Source organism: Listeria sp. LM90SB2, assembly GCF_028867355.1.
GTDB classification, from domain to species: Bacteria; Bacillota; Bacilli; order Lactobacillales; family Listeriaceae; genus Listeria; species Listeria monocytogenes_B.
This window is the reverse complement of the sequence record NZ_CP046449.1, coordinates 2,538,787-2,557,844: the sequence shown is the minus strand read 5'-3', so window position 1 is coordinate 2,557,844 and position 19,058 is coordinate 2,538,787. Positions and strand designations below refer to the sequence as shown.

Here is a 19,058-nt window from a genome sequence, read left to right as displayed (position 1 = left end):
AGCTGGTGTAGAAAATGGATGTTTTTGTTGAAATACTAAATGGAATAGGGAGACTACTTCTACAACCAGCATTGTATGTAGGAATTCTTTTAGCGATACTGGCTGGTTTTAACCGTGTGAGGTGGGAACGGAAATCATTTAGTATCAGTATTTATTCACCTTGGTTAGAATTGAAAAGTTTCTTTGGTGTGAGTTTGTTATTTGGATTAGCTATTTCTGTTGTTACCTCGCTCATTGGATTTGGTGTGATGATAGAGTGGGTTGCTATTTTTAATGTAGTAGCTTGTTTCTTACTAATTGTAGGGATGTTCCGTTTGAGTTCAACGGCATTTACTATCGGTATTACGAGTTTGATTTTTTATTTCTGCTATTATTTTGATGTGAGTTTAGCACCGTTTACGAATGAGGCATTCACGTATGACTCGATTTTTATTGATAACTTTATGATTTCCATGACATTTCTGCTCGCAGTATTGTTATTTGTAGAAGCTTTCTTAATCCAGTATACAAGCGCAAAAAATCCCTCTCCATCTCTTCGGAAAAGTAAGCGCGGTAAATTAATCGGTTCCTTTCAATTAAGAAAATTATGGTTTGTACCGATTGTTATGTTTTTACCAGGAGATGTGTTTACGAAAATTTTTGAGTGGTGGCCAGTCTTTGCTATTGGTTCGCAGTCGTATTCATTAATCATTTTACCGTTATTCATCGGCTTCCAACAACAAGTACAGACACAACTTCCGGAAGAAGCAAGCCGTAAAATTGCTGTTGAGGTAACAACATTAGCGACAATTATTGCTGTAGCTGGTTTATTAGGAATTGTGATGCCAGTACTGACATTGTTCGCTTTCATGTTCGCTGTAATTGGTCGATTTTGGATTTCTTATCGCCATTATCGTTCCGAAAAATTAGCACCAAAGAAATTTGGTCCTCAGCCAGATGGGCTTGTAGTTCTGGGTGCTCGTGCGGCCACTCCGTCTGCGCGACTAAACTTGAAAGCTGGTGAAAAAATTACAGAAGTAAACAGTCGACCAGTGCGTACTCGCGAGGAACTTTACGAAGCGCTAAACTTAAACCGAGCATTTTGTAAGCTGAAAGTAATTGATAACGCTGGTGAACCACGTTTTGAACAAACAGCACTTTATGAGAATGAATCATTTGAACTTGGTTTGTTATTAGTAGAGCCAAGATAATTTTAGGACACCAGTGTTGTTTGAAAGCAGCATTGGTGTTTTAAGTTTTTGTAAAGATAAGATTAATATAAAGGCATTTCTACCCGAAAAAGGTTAATTCATGCTATATTTTAGATAAAAGTGTTACATAAAGAAGGGATGGGAAGTACGTTGGTAAAAATTCTTGTAGTTGATGATGAAGCTTCTATTGTTACGTTACTGCAATTTAACATTGAAAAAGCTGGGTTTGATGTGGTAACAGCAGAAGACGGCAGAACCGGATACGAACTCGCTTTGTCCGAAAAACCAGATTTAATTGTGCTTGATTTAATGCTTCCTGAGATGGACGGAATCGAAGTAACAAAAAAACTTCGCCAAGATAAAGTAAATGTGCCAATTTTAATGTTAACGGCAAAAGATGAAGAATTAGATAAAATTATCGGACTGGAACTTGGAGCAGATGACTATATGACTAAACCGTTTAGCCCAAGAGAAGTAGTTGCAAGAATTAAAGCAATCTTGCGTCGAACAGAAGGAAAAGCCGAAATAATAGAAGAAATAACCGAAGATTCGGAAGCTACGATATTAATTGGTGATTTGAAAATTTTGCCAGATAGTTATGAAGTGTATTTACAAGATGATTTACTTGATTTAACGCCAAAAGAATTTGAGTTATTGCTATTCTTGGCAAATCATCGTGGCAAAGTTTTCTCTAGAGACCAATTGCTCGATACTGTCTGGAACTATGATTACGTTGGAGAAACCCGAATTGTAGACGTTCATGTCAGCCATTTGCGCGATAAAATCGAACTAGATACAAAACAACCTAAATACATCAAAACAATTCGTGGCTTCGGTTATAAAATGGAGAACGTGAAATAATGAAGAAATTATGGCTGAAAATCGGGTTATCCTTTTTTATCTTATTTTTCGTTGTGATGGTTATTGTTGGCGTTTTTTCCGGGGAACTAATGAAATCAACGTACTTAAATATGAAAGAAAATCAATTAGAAGATGACGCAAAAATTCTGCTTCAAACAACTAATATGGAGAATTTAGATTTAGATAAAGATGCCGCAACTATCCAAAAAAGTCTTGATCCACTTGGCGAGGATATTGATGCACGCATTACGGTGATCGATAGCAAAGGCGACGTGGTAGCTGATACAAAAAAAGACCCAGAAAAACTTGATAACCATATGAATCGCCCCGAAGTAACAGATATTCTGAAAAAAGGGGAAAGCGTTGGTATTTCAATCCGTGAAAGTGATTCACTTGGTTATAGTATGCTTTATGTCGCGGTTCCTGTTAAACATCAAGGCAAAACAGATGGTGTACTGAGAATTTCGATTTCACTTGAATCTGTTGATGCGGCGGTTACTAAACTCTGGGGGAACTTAGCGCTTATTTTCGGTATTGCACTTGTAATTATCGCAGCAATCAGTGTTTTTATTGCTAGAAAAATCACTAGACCAGTTCGCGAAATCATCGAAGTCTCTACAGATTTGGCCAATCATAAATACGATAGTCGCATCCACGGTAAAATAAGCGGAGAACTTCAAGATCTCTCCATCAGTGTAAACACATTAGCAGAAAGCTTGGAAACGCAAATGTTTGAAATTAAGCAAAATGAGCAACGACTTAATGCTATTGTCCAAAACTTAGTAAGTGGCGTAATGCTGATTAATGTCGATAAACAAGTCATCATGACCAACCGCACCATGTATCAAATTTTAGGAGAGACAGAAATCACCGGCAAACCATTTTATGAAGTAATTAAAAGTTTTGCACTGAGCCAGTTGATAGAAGCGACTTTTGAAACAAAAACCATTCAACAAAAAGAAATTATTCTTTATTTCCCGCGCGAAATGATTTTGGATGCAAGTGTTTCTCCAATTTTAGGGGAGAATGGGGAAATTACTGGGATTATTTTATTACTGCATGATATCACTCAAATTCGTCATTTGGAAAATGTTCGTTCTGAATTTGTCACCAACGTTTCTCATGAATTAAAAACACCCGTGACGGCTCTCAAAGGATTCGCGGAAACATTACTTGACGGCGCAATGTACGACGAAGTGCTACTAAAAAAATTCCTAACGATTATTAAAGAAGAAAGTGATCGATTGCACCGTTTGATTATGGATATTCTCGCACTTTCTAGAATTGAACAAAATCCGGTCGCGGAAAACGTTGAGCTGGTTGACGTTGACGAGGTAATTGAACAATCTGCTCGCACTATTTTTGAAATGGCGACCGAAAAAAATATTCGAGTAACCATTCCAGAAAAAACAAGTGCATCCGTTATGATTGAAACAGATCGTGACAAGCTGCAACAGATAGTAATTAACTTGCTTTCTAATGCAATCAACTACACCCCAGTCGATGGAAAAGTAGAAGTTAAATTAATCGAGCAAGAGGCAGAAGTTATAATAGAAGTAACTGATAACGGAATTGGCATCCCGGCTAAAGATATTGACCGCGTGTTTGAACGATTCTACCGAGTGGATAAAGCCCGCAGCAGACACTCAGGAGGCACTGGACTTGGACTTTCCATCGTCAAACATTTAGTTGAAAACTGTGGTGGGCGAATCGAAGTAGAAAGCCAAGAAGAAGTTGGCTCGACCTTCCGCGTCACTTTACCAAAAAAAGCCTAACAAATATCCTGTTTGAAAGAATGTAATCTTTCAGACAGGATATTTTTATTTTATTTACGAAAGAAACAAATTTGGTGTAATAATTTACTAGTTTGCCTTCTGTTTGAAAGATATTCATAAAAAAGTTTACATTTTCGACAAAAAATGTGGTTATTTACAATTACTTAACATTAGCTACACACCACCTTAAATCTCAGACGTTATAGTAATACTTGTAAGGAATAACAATTAAAAAAACAAGGTGGGAATAAGATAATGAAAAAGAAGTATTTGGGAATAGTAGCAATGTTAGCAGCAGTAATGCTTGTCTTCGCAGCATGTGGAAGTGACAGCAGTTCATCAGATAAAGCAAACGGATCAACAAAAGGGGATAAAGAAGTTTCTGGCTCATTAACAGCAGTCGGATCCACTGCACTTCAACCACTCGTTGAAGCAGCTTCCAAAGAATTTATTAACACTAACCCTAAAGCACAAATCAACGTGCAAGGCGGTGGTTCTGGAACTGGTTTAACACAAGTACAACAAGGCGCAGTTGAAATTGGTAACTCGGACGTATTCGCTGAAGAAAAAGATGGCGTAGATGCTTCGAAACTGGTTGACCATCGTGTAGCAGTTGTCGGAATGGCTCCAGTAGTAAACAAAGATGTAGGCGTTAAAAACATTACAAAACAACAATTAATCGATATCTTCACTGGTAAAACTACTAACTGGAAAGACGTTGGCGGTAAAGACGAAAAAATTACAATCATCAACCGTGCGGAAGGAAGCGGAACACGTGCTACTTTCGAAAAATGGGGACTTGATGGTAAAACACCAGTTAAAGCACAAGAACAAGATTCATCCGGTACAGTTCGTAAAATCGTAAGCGAAACTCCAGGAGCAATCAGCTACCTAGCATTCTCTTACATTGACGCTTCCGTAGTTGGACTTTCACTAGATGGCGTTGAACCAACTGAAGATAAAGTTGCAACTAACGACTGGAAAATCTGGTCTTATGAACATATGTATACAAATGGCGAACCAAAAGGCTTAACAAAAACGTTCTTAAAATACATGACTTCTGATGAAGTACAAAATAATATCGTACCACAACTTGGTTACCAATCAATCAAATCCATGAAAGTGGAACGTGATGCATCTGGTAAACTAACTGACGTAAAATAAAAAGAATGAAATGGGCGTCTATCCTAGTAATACCGGGATAGACGTATACCCATGTTAGGAGTAAACATGGGAGGAGAAAGGAGCTTACGTGACTTGGAAGCGATAAAAGAAAAGAAGCTTACACAAACTTCTAAAAAGGCGCATCTAGAAACTAGAGGCAAAATTATTACATTCATCTGTATTTCAATCATGGTTATTGCCGCAGCGTCTATTTTGTTTTTTGTTATATCGAAAGGTTTAGCAACATTTACAGTTAATAAAGTGTCTTTTGTTGATTTTATAACTGGAACAGACTGGAATCCTTCGCAAAAAGATGCAAACGGAAATCCTCTAGTTGGCGCTTTGCCAATGATTATTGGTTCTTTTGCAGTAACGCTTTTTGCCGCTTGTATTGCAGGACCACTTGCAATCGGTGCAGCCATTTTTATGGTGGAAATCTCACCTAAGTTTGGGAAAAAGATTTTGCAACCAGTTATGGAACTTTTAGTTGGTATTCCATCTGTTGTTTATGGATTCATTGGACTAAGTGTTGTCGTTCCATTTATTCGTGACCATATTTCGGGAAGTGGCTTTGGTATTGCCGCTGCGACCGTAGTTTTAACAGTAATGATTTTGCCGACTGTTACTTCACTCAGCGTAGATGCGATTAAATCTGTTCCACGTCACTACCGAGAAGCTTCGTTGGCACTTGGCGCAACACGTTTCCAGACGATTTGGAAAGTAGTGCTTCGTAGCTCGCGTTCAGGAATTTTGACAGCGATTGTATTCGGGATGGCTCGTGCATTCGGTGAAGCTCTTGCTGTACAAATGGTTATTGGGAACTCTGCTGTTATTCCAACCTCATTATTTGAGCCAGCTTCTACATTAACTAGTATTTTAACAATGGGTATGGGAAATACAGTTATGGGGACGCTTGATAATAATATCCTTTGGTCACTTGCAATGGTGTTACTCGCAATGTCACTATTTTTCATCATTGTGATCCGCTTCATCGGACGTAGGAGGAAAGTCAAATGAATGTAAAAACAAAAGATAAAATCGCGACAGGCGTTTTCTATGCTATTGCTGTATTAATTGTCATTATTTTAGCTGGCTTACTTGGCTATATTTTAGTAAAAGGTGTTCCGCAACTTAGCTGGAAGTTTTTGACGACCCCACCACAGTCGTTCCAAGCTGGCGGCGGAATCGGTCCTGAAATCTGGAATTCATTTTATATGCTCGTTATTACGATGATTATTTCTGTTCCTATCTCGCTCGGTGCGGGAATTTATATGGCAGAATATGCGCGTAAAAATTGGATTACAGATTTAATTCGCACAACGATTGAAGTGCTTTCCTCACTTCCATCTATTGTCGTAGGGCTATTCGGTTTCCTTGTTTTTGTTATTCAAATGGGGTGGAGCTTCTCGGTTATTTCCGGGGCGCTTACACTAACGATTTTCAATTTACCACTATTAATTCGTGTTGTCGAAGAGGCACTTAATGCTATTCCAAACACGCAGCGTGAAGCAGGGCTTGCTCTAGGTTTATCCAGATGGGAAACAATCACGCGAGTACTTGTTCCAGCCGCACTCCCGGCAATTATTACCGGAGTTATCTTAGCAGCAGGACGGGTATTTGGTGAAGCAGCGGCGCTTATTTTCACAGCCGGTCAAAGTACACCTATTCTTGATTTCACTGACTGGAATCCGGTCAATCCAGCTTCACCACTAAATATTTTCCGCCCAGCAGAAACATTAGCTGTTCATATTTGGAAAATTAATGGTGAGGGAATTATGCCAGATGCACAAGCCGTTTCTGACGGAGCTTCTGCGGTATTAATTCTTTCCGTATTACTTTTCAACGTCTTAGCTCGCCTGCTTGGAAAATTTGTTTATAAACGCATGACCTCGTCTTAAAAAGCCAGGAAAAGGAGATTTTAAATGATGTTAACGAAGAAACCTGAAATTAATACAATTTTACAAGCAACACCAGATCCTCATTCACTTCCTGCTGCAATGGCGACCGAGGATTTGCACGTATATTATGGCGATAATCACGCAATTAAAGGTGTTGATTTAACCTTCCCGGAAAATAAAGTGACAGCTTTGATTGGACCATCTGGTTGCGGTAAATCCACATATTTAAGAGCATTAAACCGAATGAACGATGAAATTGATGGTTGCCGCATGGAAGGTCAAATTTTATACGATGGGATTAATATTAATCGTAAAGAAGTTGATTTATACAATGTTCGCAAAGAAATAGGCATGGTATTCCAAAAACCAAATCCATTCACGAAATCTATCTATGAAAATGTTGCTTTTGGCCTCAAACGTCATGGCATGAAGAATAAAAAAGAAATTATGGAGCGTGTGGAGAAAAGTTTGCGCCGAGCAGCTCTTTGGGACGAAGTAAAAGACGATTTAGGAAAAAGCGCACTATCCCTTTCTGGTGGGCAGCAACAACGTCTTTGTATTGCTAGAGCTGTCGCAATGCAGCCAAAAGTATTGTTACTTGATGAGCCAGCATCTGCACTTGATCCAATTTCGACAAGCAAAATTGAAGATTTAATTAATGAGTTGAAAAATAAATATACTATTATAATCGTGACGCATAATATGCAACAAGCGGCTCGTGTATCCGACTACACTTCTTTCTTCTATCTGGGGGAAGTCGTGGAATTCTCAGGAACATCCGAACTTTTCACGAATCCGCAACAAAAACAAACTGAAGACTATATTTCTGGTAACTTTGGCTAGAAAGGAGCTTTTTTATGACAACTGAAACTGCTGAAAAAGTAGAGTATATCATTGAAACAAAAGATGTAGATTTATTTTATGGTTCCAAACAAGCACTACAAAAAATCGCTTTAAACATTAAGAAAAATCAAGTGACCGCTCTAATTGGTCCGTCGGGGTGTGGGAAATCAACTTTTCTGCGTACGCTTAACCGAATGAATGATTTAATTCCCAATGTGAAAACGACTGGAGAAATCCATATTGGCGGTGAAAATGTACAAGATCCTAAAATTGATATGGTTAACTTACGAAAAAAAGTGGGTATGGTTTTCCAACAAGCAAACCCATTCCCGTTTTCGATTTATGATAATGTCGCTTATGGTCCGCGGATGCATGGTATAAAAGACAAAAAAGTACTTGATGAGATTGTAGAGAGAAGTTTGCGTCAAGCGGCTCTTTGGGAAGAAGTGCATGATAGGCTGGATCGTTCGGCGATTGGGATGTCAGGTGGACAACAACAGCGGCTTTGCATCGCACGAGTTCTAGCTGTTAAACCGGATGTTATTTTGATGGATGAGCCAACTTCTGCACTGGACCCAATTTCGACAGCAAAAGTAGAAGATTTGATTTTAGAATTAAAGAAAGACTATACGATTGTTATTGTGACGCATAATATGCAACAAGCATCCCGGATTTCCGATGAAACTGCCTTTTTCTTAAATGGTCGCATCGTGGAGTTCGCGGATACGACGAGTATTTTTACCAACCCAGCAGAAAAGGAAACAGAAGACTATATTTCAGGAAGATTTGGATAAAGGAGTGTTATTATGGTAGTCAGAAAAATTTTTACGGAACAGTTAAACGACTTGCACCAACATCTAATGGAAATGGGAATGCTTGCGAATGAAGCGATTTTTAAAGCAGTCAAGTCACTTGTACACCGCGATACCGAGCTTGCTAAACAAGTAGTTGCAGAAGATAAAGCAATCAATAACATGGAGCTTTCACTGGAACAACGCTCTTTTGAGTTGATCGCTTTGCAACAGCCAGTTGGTATGGATTTGCGAAAAATCGTCACAGTACTAAAAACAAGTTCGGATTTAGAACGGATTGGTGACCACGCAGTAAGTATTGCCAAAACGGCTATTTTAATTGGTGAAAGTAAGGTTTTAAAGCCGATTCCCGAAATACCAGAAATGGGCGAAATTGTAAAAGCAATGCTACAAGACGTATTAAAAGCTTACCTTGCAGAAGATGAAGTTGCTGCTCGCAAAATTGCTGAGCGCGATAATGAAGTCGATAAGCTTCATAAAATCGTTTATCAAAAATGTATTCATTTTATGCAAGAAGAGCCAGAGCATATAGAAGATGTTTCACAACTACTCTTAGTTTCCCAGTATATCGAACGTATTGGTGATTATGTAACAAATGTGTGCGAATGGATTGTTTACTTGAAGAGTGGCGAAATTGAAGATTTAAACAGATAAAAAAAGCCCGATTTTCCTTTCCACAGGTTAATCGGGCTTTTTTTGGTGTGTTAGGCGGTTTAAATAACTTCTCAATATTTAAAACCCTTTTATTCCCCAGCTCTCCTTTCTTAATGATAAAAAAATTGTATCATTGAAACAGAGAAAATCTTGTTTTTGCTCATATTTAATCATTTTTTAATAGATGTGTTGTTAAACTTGCGGAATCATTCCTATTTAAGTATCATATGAGTATATGAACATATATGGAAAATGGAGTGATATTTAATGGAAAACGCAAAACAATCTTTAGATGAAGAAACGCTATTTAGTGTTACGCAGATATTTAAGGCGCTTTCTGATCCAACGCGTGTGCAGATTTTAAATTTGCTTCAAGACCGCGAATACTCTGTGAATGAAATTGCGCGAACACTTGCGTTTAACCAGACAACTGTTTCTCACCAGCTGCGTTTTTTAAAAAACTTAAGACTTGTGAAATCAAGACGTGAAGGCACGACGATTTATTATATGCAAGATGATAATCACGTATTAGAATTACTCACACAAGCAATTCGCCACGTGCACCATCATTAAGTAAGAACGCTCAGAAAACCTTTTAGGAATGATGGGTGTTTTTTATCCCAAATAAACAGAGATTATGGTAAAGTAAGTAACAAATAAAAGCTTGGAGGAAGTATTTTGAAGAAATTATCACCAATGCAGAAGTTCATTGTTATTATAGGGATTATTGTGATGATTATTATTGCGATTTTAGCAGTTGTTTGGAATAGTAATCTCACAGCAGTTATTGGTTTATCTGTTGTGCAATTTATTATCATTCAGTTCGTTTGTTATGTTGGTATTTATTCGCATATGAAAGTCGGAACGGCGCGCGGAACAAAGTTGTTTAGCTGGGGAATACTGACGACACTTTTATTTTCAGCAATTATTTTTATTTTTGCTACCGATAATTTTAGAACTTACTCAGCCGCAATGATTGCTTTAATTGGTTATGCTGCGGCGCTGATGATGCGTGAAATCGAAAACACTAATCCGGCCAATAAAAAACAAAAACGTGAAGAATAAAACGAAGGATGGAGGGATAATATGGGAATTCATCAATATTTCCAAAGTTTATCAGATTTAGAAAACATTTATCGTTGCCCAGGAAAATTTAAATATCAAGAGCACTCTGTTGCAGAACATTCATATAAAGTTACATCCATTGCTCAATTTTTCGGCGCTGTAGAGGAAGAAGCTGGGAATGAAGTGAATTGGCGTGCACTATACGAAAAAGCGCTAAACCACGATTATTCAGAGCTTTTCATCGGGGATATTAAAACGCCTGTGAAATATGCAACGACAGAACTCCGCGAAATGCTTTCAGAAGTAGAAGAAAGCATGACAAAAAATTTTATTGAACGAGAAATCCCAGAAACGTATCAACCAATTTATCGTCATTTGCTAAAAGAAGGTAAAGACAGTACGTTGGAAGGGAAAATCCTCGCAATTTCTGATAAAGTAGACCTGTTATATGAATCCTTTGGTGAAATTCAAAAAGGAAATCCAGAAAATATTTTTGTGGAGATTTATAGTGAAGCACTTGCAACCATTTATCAGTACCGAGAAATGGCTAGCGTGAAGTATTTTTTAAAAGAAATTTTACCAGATATGCTTGCTGAAAAAGGTATCGAAAAAACAGAATTACCACAGCTTACAACGGAAATAACGACCAAAGCATTGCGAGACGCGTAAAAAAGGGGGAGGAAAGTAAGATGGATCAAATTATATCTGCGCTTATTTTCCCTTGTCTCCTTGTTATTCTTTTTGCGAGAATCACCTATAATCGTTATGTCGCTTTGCTTTTGATGGTAATTTTGATCGTCGCTTCTGCCAAGTTAGGTTATACAAATTCTATGTGGCTTATTATTATTGATGCTTTTTCGATGACCATTGGTTTTGTGCTTGCAACATATATGCTGCGACGTTTAAAGAAGAGTGGCAGTGATTTTTAACAAAGCAAATATATAGGTAGAAAAGCGTAAAAGTGATAAAATAAAGAAAAGCGTAATCCACAGGTTGCGTTTTTTATTTTTCAACAAATACGAAAATATGTTCGGTTTTTGCTAGGCTAATTAAAATATTTATGATAAAATAGAAACATTAACGGATCTGAAAAATCCGCTTTTTGCTTTGCTGGACTTTTCACAAATAAAGCTTTTCAGATACCAGAATCGGACCGATAAAGAATAGGGGGAATCCGAGTTGAAGGATAAATTTGAGTTAGTTTCTAAGTATAGCCCACAAGGAGACCAACCTAGAGCGATAGAACAATTAGTTGCGGGATTAAAAAAAGGCTTGAAACACCAAACTTTACTTGGTGCAACCGGTACAGGGAAAACTTTTACCGTATCCAACGTGATTCAGGAAGTAAATAAGCCAACACTTGTCATGGCCCACAATAAGACGTTAGCAGGACAGCTGTATAGCGAGTTTAAAGAATTTTTCCCAAATAACGCTGTAGAATATTTTGTCAGTTACTATGATTACTATCAACCAGAAGCCTATGTTCCGCAAAGCGACACATACATCGAAAAAGATGCAAGTATCAATGATGAAATAGATAAGCTTCGTCACTCTGCTACTGCTGCGCTTTTTGAACGTCGTGATGTAATTATCATTGCGAGTGTATCGTGTATTTATGGCTTAGGTTCGCCGATTGAATATGGAGAGATGCTCGTTTCGCTTCGTGTTGGTATGGAAATTAGCCGTGATCAGCTACTGCGTAAATTAGTAGACATTCAATATGATCGAAATGATATAGATTTTCAACGTGGACGCTTCCGTGTTCGCGGTGATGTTGTCGAAATTTTCCCGGCATCAAGAGACGAGCACTGCATGAGGATTGAATTTTTCGGTGATGAAATTGAACGTATTAGAGAGGTAGATGCACTTACTGGCGAAATTATTGGAGAAAGAGAACATGTTTCCATTTTCCCGGCATCTCACTTTGTTACCAGACCTGATATTATGAAAAAAGCAATTGTTAATATAAAAGCGGAACTCGAAGACCGCCTCCAAGTTTTACGTGCAGATAATAAATTACTCGAAGCTCAGCGCCTTGAACAACGGACGAATTATGATTTAGAAATGATGGAAGAAATGGGTTATTGCTCTGGTATTGAGAACTATTCTAGACATTTATCCCTTCGTCCAGCGGGAGTTACACCATACACGTTACTCGATTACTTCCCAGACGATTTCCAAATGGTAATTGATGAGTCACACGTTACGATGCCACAAATCCGTGGTATGTTTAACGGTGACCAAGCCAGAAAACAAATGCTAGTTGATCATGGTTTTAGACTACCAAGTGCTTTAGATAACCGTCCGCTAAGATTAGAAGAATTTGAAAAACATATCAATCAAATTATGTTCATTTCCGCCACACCAGGCCCTTATGAACTAGAAAAAAATCCGGATGTCATTGAACAAATCATCCGACCAACCGGCTTGCTAGATCCAATCGTAGAAATTCGCCCGATTCAAGGACAAATCGATGACTTAATGGATGAGATTAATGATCGTGTCGAGAAAAACGAACGTGTTTTAATCACCACTTTAACGAAAAAAATGTCAGAGGATTTGACCAATTATCTCAAAGAAGCTGGTGTTAAAGTACAATATCTCCACTCGGAAGTGAAGACGTTAGAGCGAATCGAAATCATTCGCGACCTCCGACTTGGTGTGTATGATGTTATCGTTGGAATTAATTTACTTCGCGAAGGAATCGATTTACCTGAAGTATCTCTTGTCGCTATTTTAGATGCGGACAAAGAAGGATTCCTTCGTTCCGAGCGTTCCTTAATTCAAACAATGGGTCGAGCCGCTCGTAATGAAAACGGTCGAGTAATCATGTATGCTGATAAAATGACCGATTCGATGCGCAATTCTATTGGCGAAACAGAACGCCGTCGTAAAATCCAAATTGAATATAATGAAAAACATGGCATTACGCCAAAAACAATCAAAAAAGAAATTCGTGGTATCATCGCAGCGACTTCTGCCGCAGATGAAAGAGAAGCAGTGAAGCAACATGATTTAAGCAAAATGTCTAAGAAAGAACGCGATGTGTTCATTGAAGGTATGGAACATGAAATGAAAGAAGCAGCCAAAGCACTTGATTTCGAACGTGCTGCTGAACTTCGCGATGCTTTACTGGAAATAAAAGCGGAAGGATGAAGCGAAATTGGATAAAGAGAAAATAGTAATTCAGGGTGCAAGAGCCCATAACTTAAAAAACATTGATGTAGAGATTCCTAGAGACAAATTAGTAGTTATGACTGGACTTTCAGGTTCAGGTAAATCTTCGCTTGCTTTTGATACGATTTACGCAGAAGGACAAAGACGTTATGTAGAGTCTTTGTCCGCATATGCGCGCCAATTTTTAGGCCAAATGGATAAACCAGATGTAGATTTAATTGAAGGATTAAGCCCTGCCATTTCGATTGATCAAAAAACAACAAGCCGTAATCCACGTTCAACTGTTGGTACTGTCACAGAAATCCATGACTATTTGCGCTTACTTTATGCTCGTGTTGGGCATCCAGTTTGTCCAAATCACGGTATTGAAATCACTTCCCAAACAATCGAACAAATGGTGGATCGCGTTCTAGAATATCCAGAAAAAACACGTATTCAAATAATGGCTCCAATCGTTTCTGGTAAAAAAGGAACCCATAAGAAAACTATTGAGGAAATAAAAAAAGAAGGCTATGTTCGAATTCGTGTTGATGGAGAAATTTATGATATCAATGACGAAATTGAAATCGAGAAGAATAAAAAGCATTCTATTGAAATCATTATTGATCGCATTGTGATTAAAGAAGGTATCAATACTCGTTTGTATGACTCCATTGAAGCGGCTCTTCGTTTAGCTGATGGTTATGCGGTTGTTGATATAATGGGCGATAAAGAATTATTATTTAGTGAACACTATGCGTGCCCTTATTGTGGGTTTTCCGTTGGTGAATTAGAACCAAGAATGTTCTCTTTCAATAGCCCATTTGGCGCTTGTCCAACATGTGATGGACTTGGCACTAAACTTGAAGTCGATGTCGACACAGTTATTCCAGATAGAAGTCTGTCTCTAAATGAAGGTGCTATTATTCCTTGGCGCCCAATTAGCTCGCAATACTATCCACAAATGCTAGCTTCGGCTTGTAAAGAGTTCGGAATAGATATGGATACACCTTTGGAGAAACTAACGAAAGAAGAATTAGATATTATTTTAAATGGATCAAAAGACAAAGAATTCTACTTCGAATACAAAAATGATTTTGGAATGACACGCGAAACGTGGATTCCTTTTGAAGGGATACTTCCAAATATCGAACGCCGCTATCGTGAGACAAATTCCGACTTTACGCGTGATCAAATGGCGCAATATATGACTGATTTACCATGTCCATCTTGTAAAGGTTATCGTCTAAAAGAAGAAACACTTTCTGTTAAAGTAAACAATCATCATATTGGCCAAATCAGTGAGTTTTCTATTAATGAAGCACTAGATTTCTTTGATGGCTTAGAACTCTCTGAAAAAGAAACACAAATTGCAGCGCCGATTTTCAAAGAAGTTCGTGCTAGACTAGGCTTCTTAAAAAATGTTGGGCTCGACTATCTAACAATGAGCCGTGCAGCTGGGACGCTATCTGGTGGTGAGGCGCAGCGAATTCGACTTGCTACACAAATCGGTCAGACTTACTGGGGTACTTTATATTCTAGATGAACCTTCCATCGGTCTTCATCAACGAGATAATGACCGTTTAATCAGCACACTCCAAAGTATGCGTGACATTGGAAACACGCTTATTGTCGTTGAGCATGACGAAGATACGATGATGGCCGCAGATTATCTTATTGATATTGGTCCAGGTGCAGGGGAACACGGTGGACGAATTGTTGCAGCCGGAACTCCAGAAGAAGTTGCCAAAAATAAAAATTCCATCACTGGTGACTATCTTTCAGGTAAAAAATTTATTCCAGTTCCTGCTAAACGTAGAAAAGGTAACGGACTAGAATTAGAAATTATTGGTGCTAAAGCAAATAATCTCAAAAACGTAAATGCAAAAATTCCACTAGCTACTTTTTCTTGTGTAACTGGAGTTTCAGGTTCAGGTAAAAGTTCGCTAGTGAATGAAGTATTACGAAAAGCATTAGCGAGAAAACTAAATAGAAACCACGCAAAACCAGGTGAACATAAAGAAATAAAAGGTATCGAAAACCTAGAAAAAATCATCAATATAGATCAATCACAATCGGAAGAACACCGAGATCGAATCCAGCTACTTATACAGGGGCTTTCGATGATATTCGTGACCTTTTTGCAAGCACAAATGAAGCCAAAGTTCGCGGTTATAAAAAAGGTCGCTTTAGTTTTAACGTAAAAGGTGACGTTGTGAGGCGTGTAAAGGCGACGGAATCATCAAAATTGAAATGCATTTCTTGCCCGATGTATATGTACCCTGTGAAGTTTGTCATGGAAAACGATACAATGGCGAAACGTTAGATATTCGTTACAAAGGCAAAATATTGCTGAAGTATTAGAGATGACTGTAGAAGAAGGCCTAGAATATTTCACTAACCAACCGAGAATTGCACGTAAACTGCAAACGATTGTGGATGTTGGACTTGGTTATATTCGACTTGGGCAACCTGCTACGACTCTTTCTGGTGGTGAAGCACAGCGTGTTAAGCTAGCTTCGGAACTTCACAAGCGTAGTAACGGAAAATCTTTCTATATTCTTGATGAACCAACCACTGGTCTCCACGCAGATGATATTGGTCGTTTACTCAAAGTATTACAAGACTTGTAGAAGAAAATGGCGACACAGTACTTGTTATTGAGCATAACCTTGACGTAATTAAACAAGCGGATTACTTGATTGATTTAGGACCAGAAGGCGGCGATGGTGGCGGTCAAATTATTGCAACCGGCACACCTGAAAAAATCGCTCGCTCGAAAAAATCATATACAGGTAAATACTTGAAACCAATTTTAGAACGCGATAAAGAACGCACAAAGAACGAATCGCAACAGCCAAGAAAAAATAATCAAAACCCCGCTTATGCAAAACATAAGCGGGGTTTTTAATAGTCCTTAAGAACAAACCACCCAAAGTCCAAACAAATAATCATCCTCTGGTTGTATGACAGAAATTATATTTTCCTTCATAATAGAGTCATAGATAAAACAGATATGTCACTTGCATGTGAAAGCAAGCCTAAAATAGTTTAGCCTAAATTATAGGAGGAAATGAAAATGGAAAATGAACGTAAACGTATTCTCGAATTAGTAAAACAAGGTATTATATCCACTGAAGAAGCCCTTACTCTACTTGAAAATATTTCCAAAAAAGAAGGTAAAACAGCAGCAAAAGAAAATATTCGTCGGTCTGCGGCTCCGAGAGAAGAAGAACAGTCGAAGAAGAAACAAAAGAAGAACCATCATACGATTACAGTAAAGGTTGGAACAATCAAGGAAACCCTTATACACCTCCAAAAAGTCGTAAAAGACGCCCAGAACCGACTCCAGAAAATCATGAAAGAGACGAAGAAGAGGGGCGGCGAAAATTCTCTAAAGATCGTGAAGACTCCATGCGCAATATGGTTAATGATTTATCCCAAGCGGGTGAAAAAATCGGTTCTTTCCTAAATAGTGCATTTAAACAAGTGAAAGATATGCCATTCCCGTTCTTAACTTCAACGAAAATCGAACGTGATTTCATTTATCATGACACAACACTTTCTATTTTAGAATTTGAAATTGCTAATGGTAATATTGAATTTAAACCATCTGATTCGAACGATATCAAAGTTCACGCGATGATTAAACTATTCAAAGAATATCCAGAAGATGAAGCACTTAAAATCTTCTTTGATAAAACAACTTTACGTGTAGATGAAGAAACTTTACGTTTTGAGTCTAAATCAAAACAAATCGTTACAAACTTAACTGTATACTTGCCTCGTCGTGAGTACGATTATGTTTCCGTTAAAATGCTTAATGGTAACTTCCATATGGATGAATTATCCGGTCGTGATTTATTTGTGAAAACAACCAATGGTAATATTAGTATTGGTACTTTAAATGCTACTTTGGCAGAAATTGAGTCAATTAATGGTAATGTTCGTATCCAAAATGGTGAAATTCGTGATGTTGCACTGAAAACATTCAACGGTAACGTAGCAGTAAAAGGTAATTATTACTCCACCAATTTACAAACTAAAAATGGTAATGTAAATTATCAACTAACTGGAAATGAAGCTACTTTCTTAAAAGCAAAAACTGGTGCAGGTAATATCGATGTGGTTGTACCCGCAGCAATTGGTGTAGATGGCCGTTTCCACACAAACTTAGGTAAATTACTTTTAGATTTAAAAGATGCCGAAATTCTTGAATCTAAAACAGAGTCCGTAAGTAAATCAATTATTTTCACTAAACTACCAGATGCAGCTGATTCTTCCTTGAAAATCGAAGCAGAAGCAACTACTGGCTCCGTAAAAATTCGCGATGTAAAATAATTAAACGAAATCTAGCGCCGGAATGCGCGCTAGATTTTACATAGATATAAGAAAGGAAGAGCTAACATGGATAAAAAATTAAGAAGATCAAGAGTGGACCGGAAAGTCGGCGGTGTGTTTGGTGGACTAGCTGAGTTTCTAGGGATAGATGCCACACTTCTGCGACTAATTTATATTATCATCACCATTATTACGATGAAAACCGGTATTGCGATTATCGCTTATATAGTAGCCTTGTTTGTGATTCCTTCTTCCGATACAAGTAATGAAGAAGTACTTGAACGGCATCGTCGCCGCGTGGAGGAAAAAAGAAATCGTCACCTAGGACGTAATCAAGCTAGACAGGAAGTGCGAGAAGCAATGAGAAATAGTCATCATCATAGAAGACCAAGACCAGAAAATGCTGAACCAATTCATCACGGCGCAAGGAAGAAAGAAGCTCGCCCTCGTCCAGTACGAGAATTCAATTTTGATAATGCGACTTTCCGTTCCTTTACTATTAGAGTGGCGACCGGGGACGTTATTATCCGTTCTTGGGACAAAGAACAAATGAAAATCCGTGCAGTACTAGCTGTACATGAAAAAGCGCGATCTATTCGTCAATTAAGCGAAGAAAAACTATGGGATTACTTCTTTAGTCAAACGATGCTTGATATTTCTCCGGACAATTTCACTTTCGAATCAAAAAATGAACTTTTAAAAACCGATTTAGTTGTTACTATTCCAAAACGTTTATACGAGCAAGTGAAAATTCAGCTCTTAAATGGTAATTTGAAATATGACGATACAGCTGCTGAAGATGCTATTATTAAAACACGTCACGGTGATATTCGCTCATCAGGAGCTAGTGGTAAATTTTTGAGCACAGAATCAGCGGATGGAGAAATTTTCTTCAAACGTAGCACAGTAGAGAATGTAGATATGTCTACTGCTAAAGGAGATATTGCGCTTCAAGGTAGCTTTCTTACAACGATTGCTAAAGCTGCACAAGGGGACGTTGAGTATATACTCGAAAATGATACTTCCTCGGCCTCAGATTTAGAAGCACCAAATGGCGATATTCGAATTCAAATTCCGCCAACATGGAATGTCGATGGAACACTTGGAACTAAAAAAGAAAAAATCTATTTTGACTTAAAAAATGCAAAAATTTGGGATGACGCAGAAAGAACTTTTGTCTTCACTCAAAACGCAGAAGAAATAAGCATGGCGACACTTCAAGCAAAAGTAGGAAATGGAATTATTAAAGTTTCTGAACTGGAAACAAAGAACGTTTAATAAAATGAAAGGAAGGGAAAA

15 protein-coding genes and 2 pseudogenes are annotated in these 19,058 nt (G+C 38.0%); all 17 read left to right on the top strand.

What is annotated here, in order from left to right:
* The first annotated feature begins 14 nt into the window (after positions 1 to 14).
* Positions 15 to 1,190 (top strand): PDZ domain-containing protein, encoded by a 1,176-nt coding sequence (locus GL301_RS12640; protein ID WP_003734491.1) that lies wholly within the window; start codon positions 15 to 17, stop codon positions 1,188 to 1,190.
* Positions 1,191 to 1,340: 150 nt separating this feature from the next.
* Positions 1,341 to 2,051, top strand: coding sequence for a response regulator transcription factor (locus GL301_RS12635; protein ID WP_003741169.1), 711 nt, complete (start codon positions 1,341 to 1,343; stop codon positions 2,049 to 2,051).
* A complete protein-coding gene (gene pnpS / locus GL301_RS12630; RefSeq protein ID WP_070298258.1) occupies positions 2,051 to 3,826 on the top strand; it encodes a two-component system histidine kinase PnpS in 1,776 nt (591 codons plus the stop codon). The genes GL301_RS12635 and pnpS overlap by 1 nt, the downstream gene beginning before the upstream one ends.
* A 255-nt stretch (positions 3,827 to 4,081) precedes the next feature.
* Positions 4,082 to 4,990 carry a phosphate ABC transporter substrate-binding protein gene (locus GL301_RS12625; RefSeq protein WP_003725429.1) on the top strand — a complete coding sequence of 303 codons (909 nt, stop codon included), beginning with the start codon at positions 4,082 to 4,084 and terminating at the stop codon, positions 4,988 to 4,990.
* A gap of 93 nt (positions 4,991 to 5,083) precedes the next feature.
* Positions 5,084 to 6,007 carry a phosphate ABC transporter permease subunit PstC gene (gene pstC, locus GL301_RS12620; RefSeq protein ID WP_003741167.1) on the top strand — a complete coding sequence of 308 codons (924 nt, stop codon included), beginning with the start codon at positions 5,084 to 5,086 and terminating at the stop codon, positions 6,005 to 6,007.
* Positions 6,004 to 6,888 (top strand): phosphate ABC transporter permease PstA, encoded by an 885-nt coding sequence (gene pstA, locus GL301_RS12615; RefSeq protein ID WP_003722630.1) that lies wholly within the window; start codon positions 6,004 to 6,006, stop codon positions 6,886 to 6,888. Before pstC ends, pstA begins: the two co-directional genes overlap by 4 nt.
* 27 nt (positions 6,889 to 6,915) lie before the next feature.
* Positions 6,916 to 7,731: a phosphate ABC transporter ATP-binding protein PstB gene (pstB, locus tag GL301_RS12610; RefSeq protein WP_003725427.1), complete on the top strand. Its 816-nt coding sequence runs from the start codon at positions 6,916 to 6,918 to the stop codon at positions 7,729 to 7,731.
* A 14-nt stretch (positions 7,732 to 7,745) separates the two neighbouring features.
* Entirely contained in the window at positions 7,746 to 8,525 is a 780-nt protein-coding gene (gene pstB, locus GL301_RS12605; RefSeq protein ID WP_003722628.1) for a phosphate ABC transporter ATP-binding protein PstB, read from the top strand.
* A 12-nt stretch (positions 8,526 to 8,537) separates the two neighbouring features.
* A complete protein-coding gene (gene phoU, locus GL301_RS12600) occupies positions 8,538 to 9,197 on the top strand; it encodes a phosphate signaling complex protein PhoU (RefSeq protein WP_003725426.1) in 660 nt (219 codons plus the stop codon).
* Positions 9,198 to 9,464: 267 nt separating this feature from the next.
* Entirely contained in the window at positions 9,465 to 9,770 is a 306-nt protein-coding gene (locus GL301_RS12595; RefSeq protein ID WP_003725425.1) for an ArsR/SmtB family transcription factor, read from the top strand.
* A 105-nt stretch (positions 9,771 to 9,875) separates the two neighbouring features.
* Positions 9,876 to 10,262 carry a hypothetical protein gene (locus GL301_RS12590; RefSeq protein WP_003727904.1) on the top strand — a complete coding sequence of 129 codons (387 nt, stop codon included), beginning with the start codon at positions 9,876 to 9,878 and terminating at the stop codon, positions 10,260 to 10,262.
* Positions 10,263 to 10,283: 21 nt separating this feature from the next.
* Positions 10,284 to 10,931, top strand: a complete 648-nt coding sequence (locus GL301_RS12585; RefSeq protein WP_003725423.1) for an HD domain-containing protein — start codon at positions 10,284 to 10,286, stop codon at positions 10,929 to 10,931.
* Between the two features lie 20 nt (positions 10,932 to 10,951).
* Positions 10,952 to 11,191 carry a CsbA family protein gene (locus tag GL301_RS12580; protein ID WP_003725422.1) on the top strand — a complete coding sequence of 80 codons (240 nt, stop codon included), beginning with the start codon at positions 10,952 to 10,954 and terminating at the stop codon, positions 11,189 to 11,191.
* A 250-nt stretch (positions 11,192 to 11,441) separates the two neighbouring features.
* On the top strand, positions 11,442 to 13,418 hold the full coding sequence (uvrB, locus tag GL301_RS12575; RefSeq protein ID WP_003725421.1) for an excinuclease ABC subunit UvrB: 1,977 nt from the start codon (positions 11,442 to 11,444) through the stop codon (positions 13,416 to 13,418).
* Between the two features lie 7 nt (positions 13,419 to 13,425).
* Positions 13,426 to 16,289, top strand: a pseudogene (uvrA, locus tag GL301_RS12570) (excinuclease ABC subunit UvrA).
* A 208-nt stretch (positions 16,290 to 16,497) separates the two neighbouring features.
* A pseudogene (locus GL301_RS12565) lies at positions 16,498 to 17,759 on the top strand (DUF4097 family beta strand repeat-containing protein).
* A 66-nt stretch (positions 17,760 to 17,825) separates the two neighbouring features.
* Positions 17,826 to 19,037 carry a DUF4097 family beta strand repeat-containing protein gene (locus GL301_RS12560; RefSeq protein WP_003725418.1) on the top strand — a complete coding sequence of 404 codons (1,212 nt, stop codon included), beginning with the start codon at positions 17,826 to 17,828 and terminating at the stop codon, positions 19,035 to 19,037.
* Positions 19,038 to 19,058 lie beyond the last annotated feature (21 nt).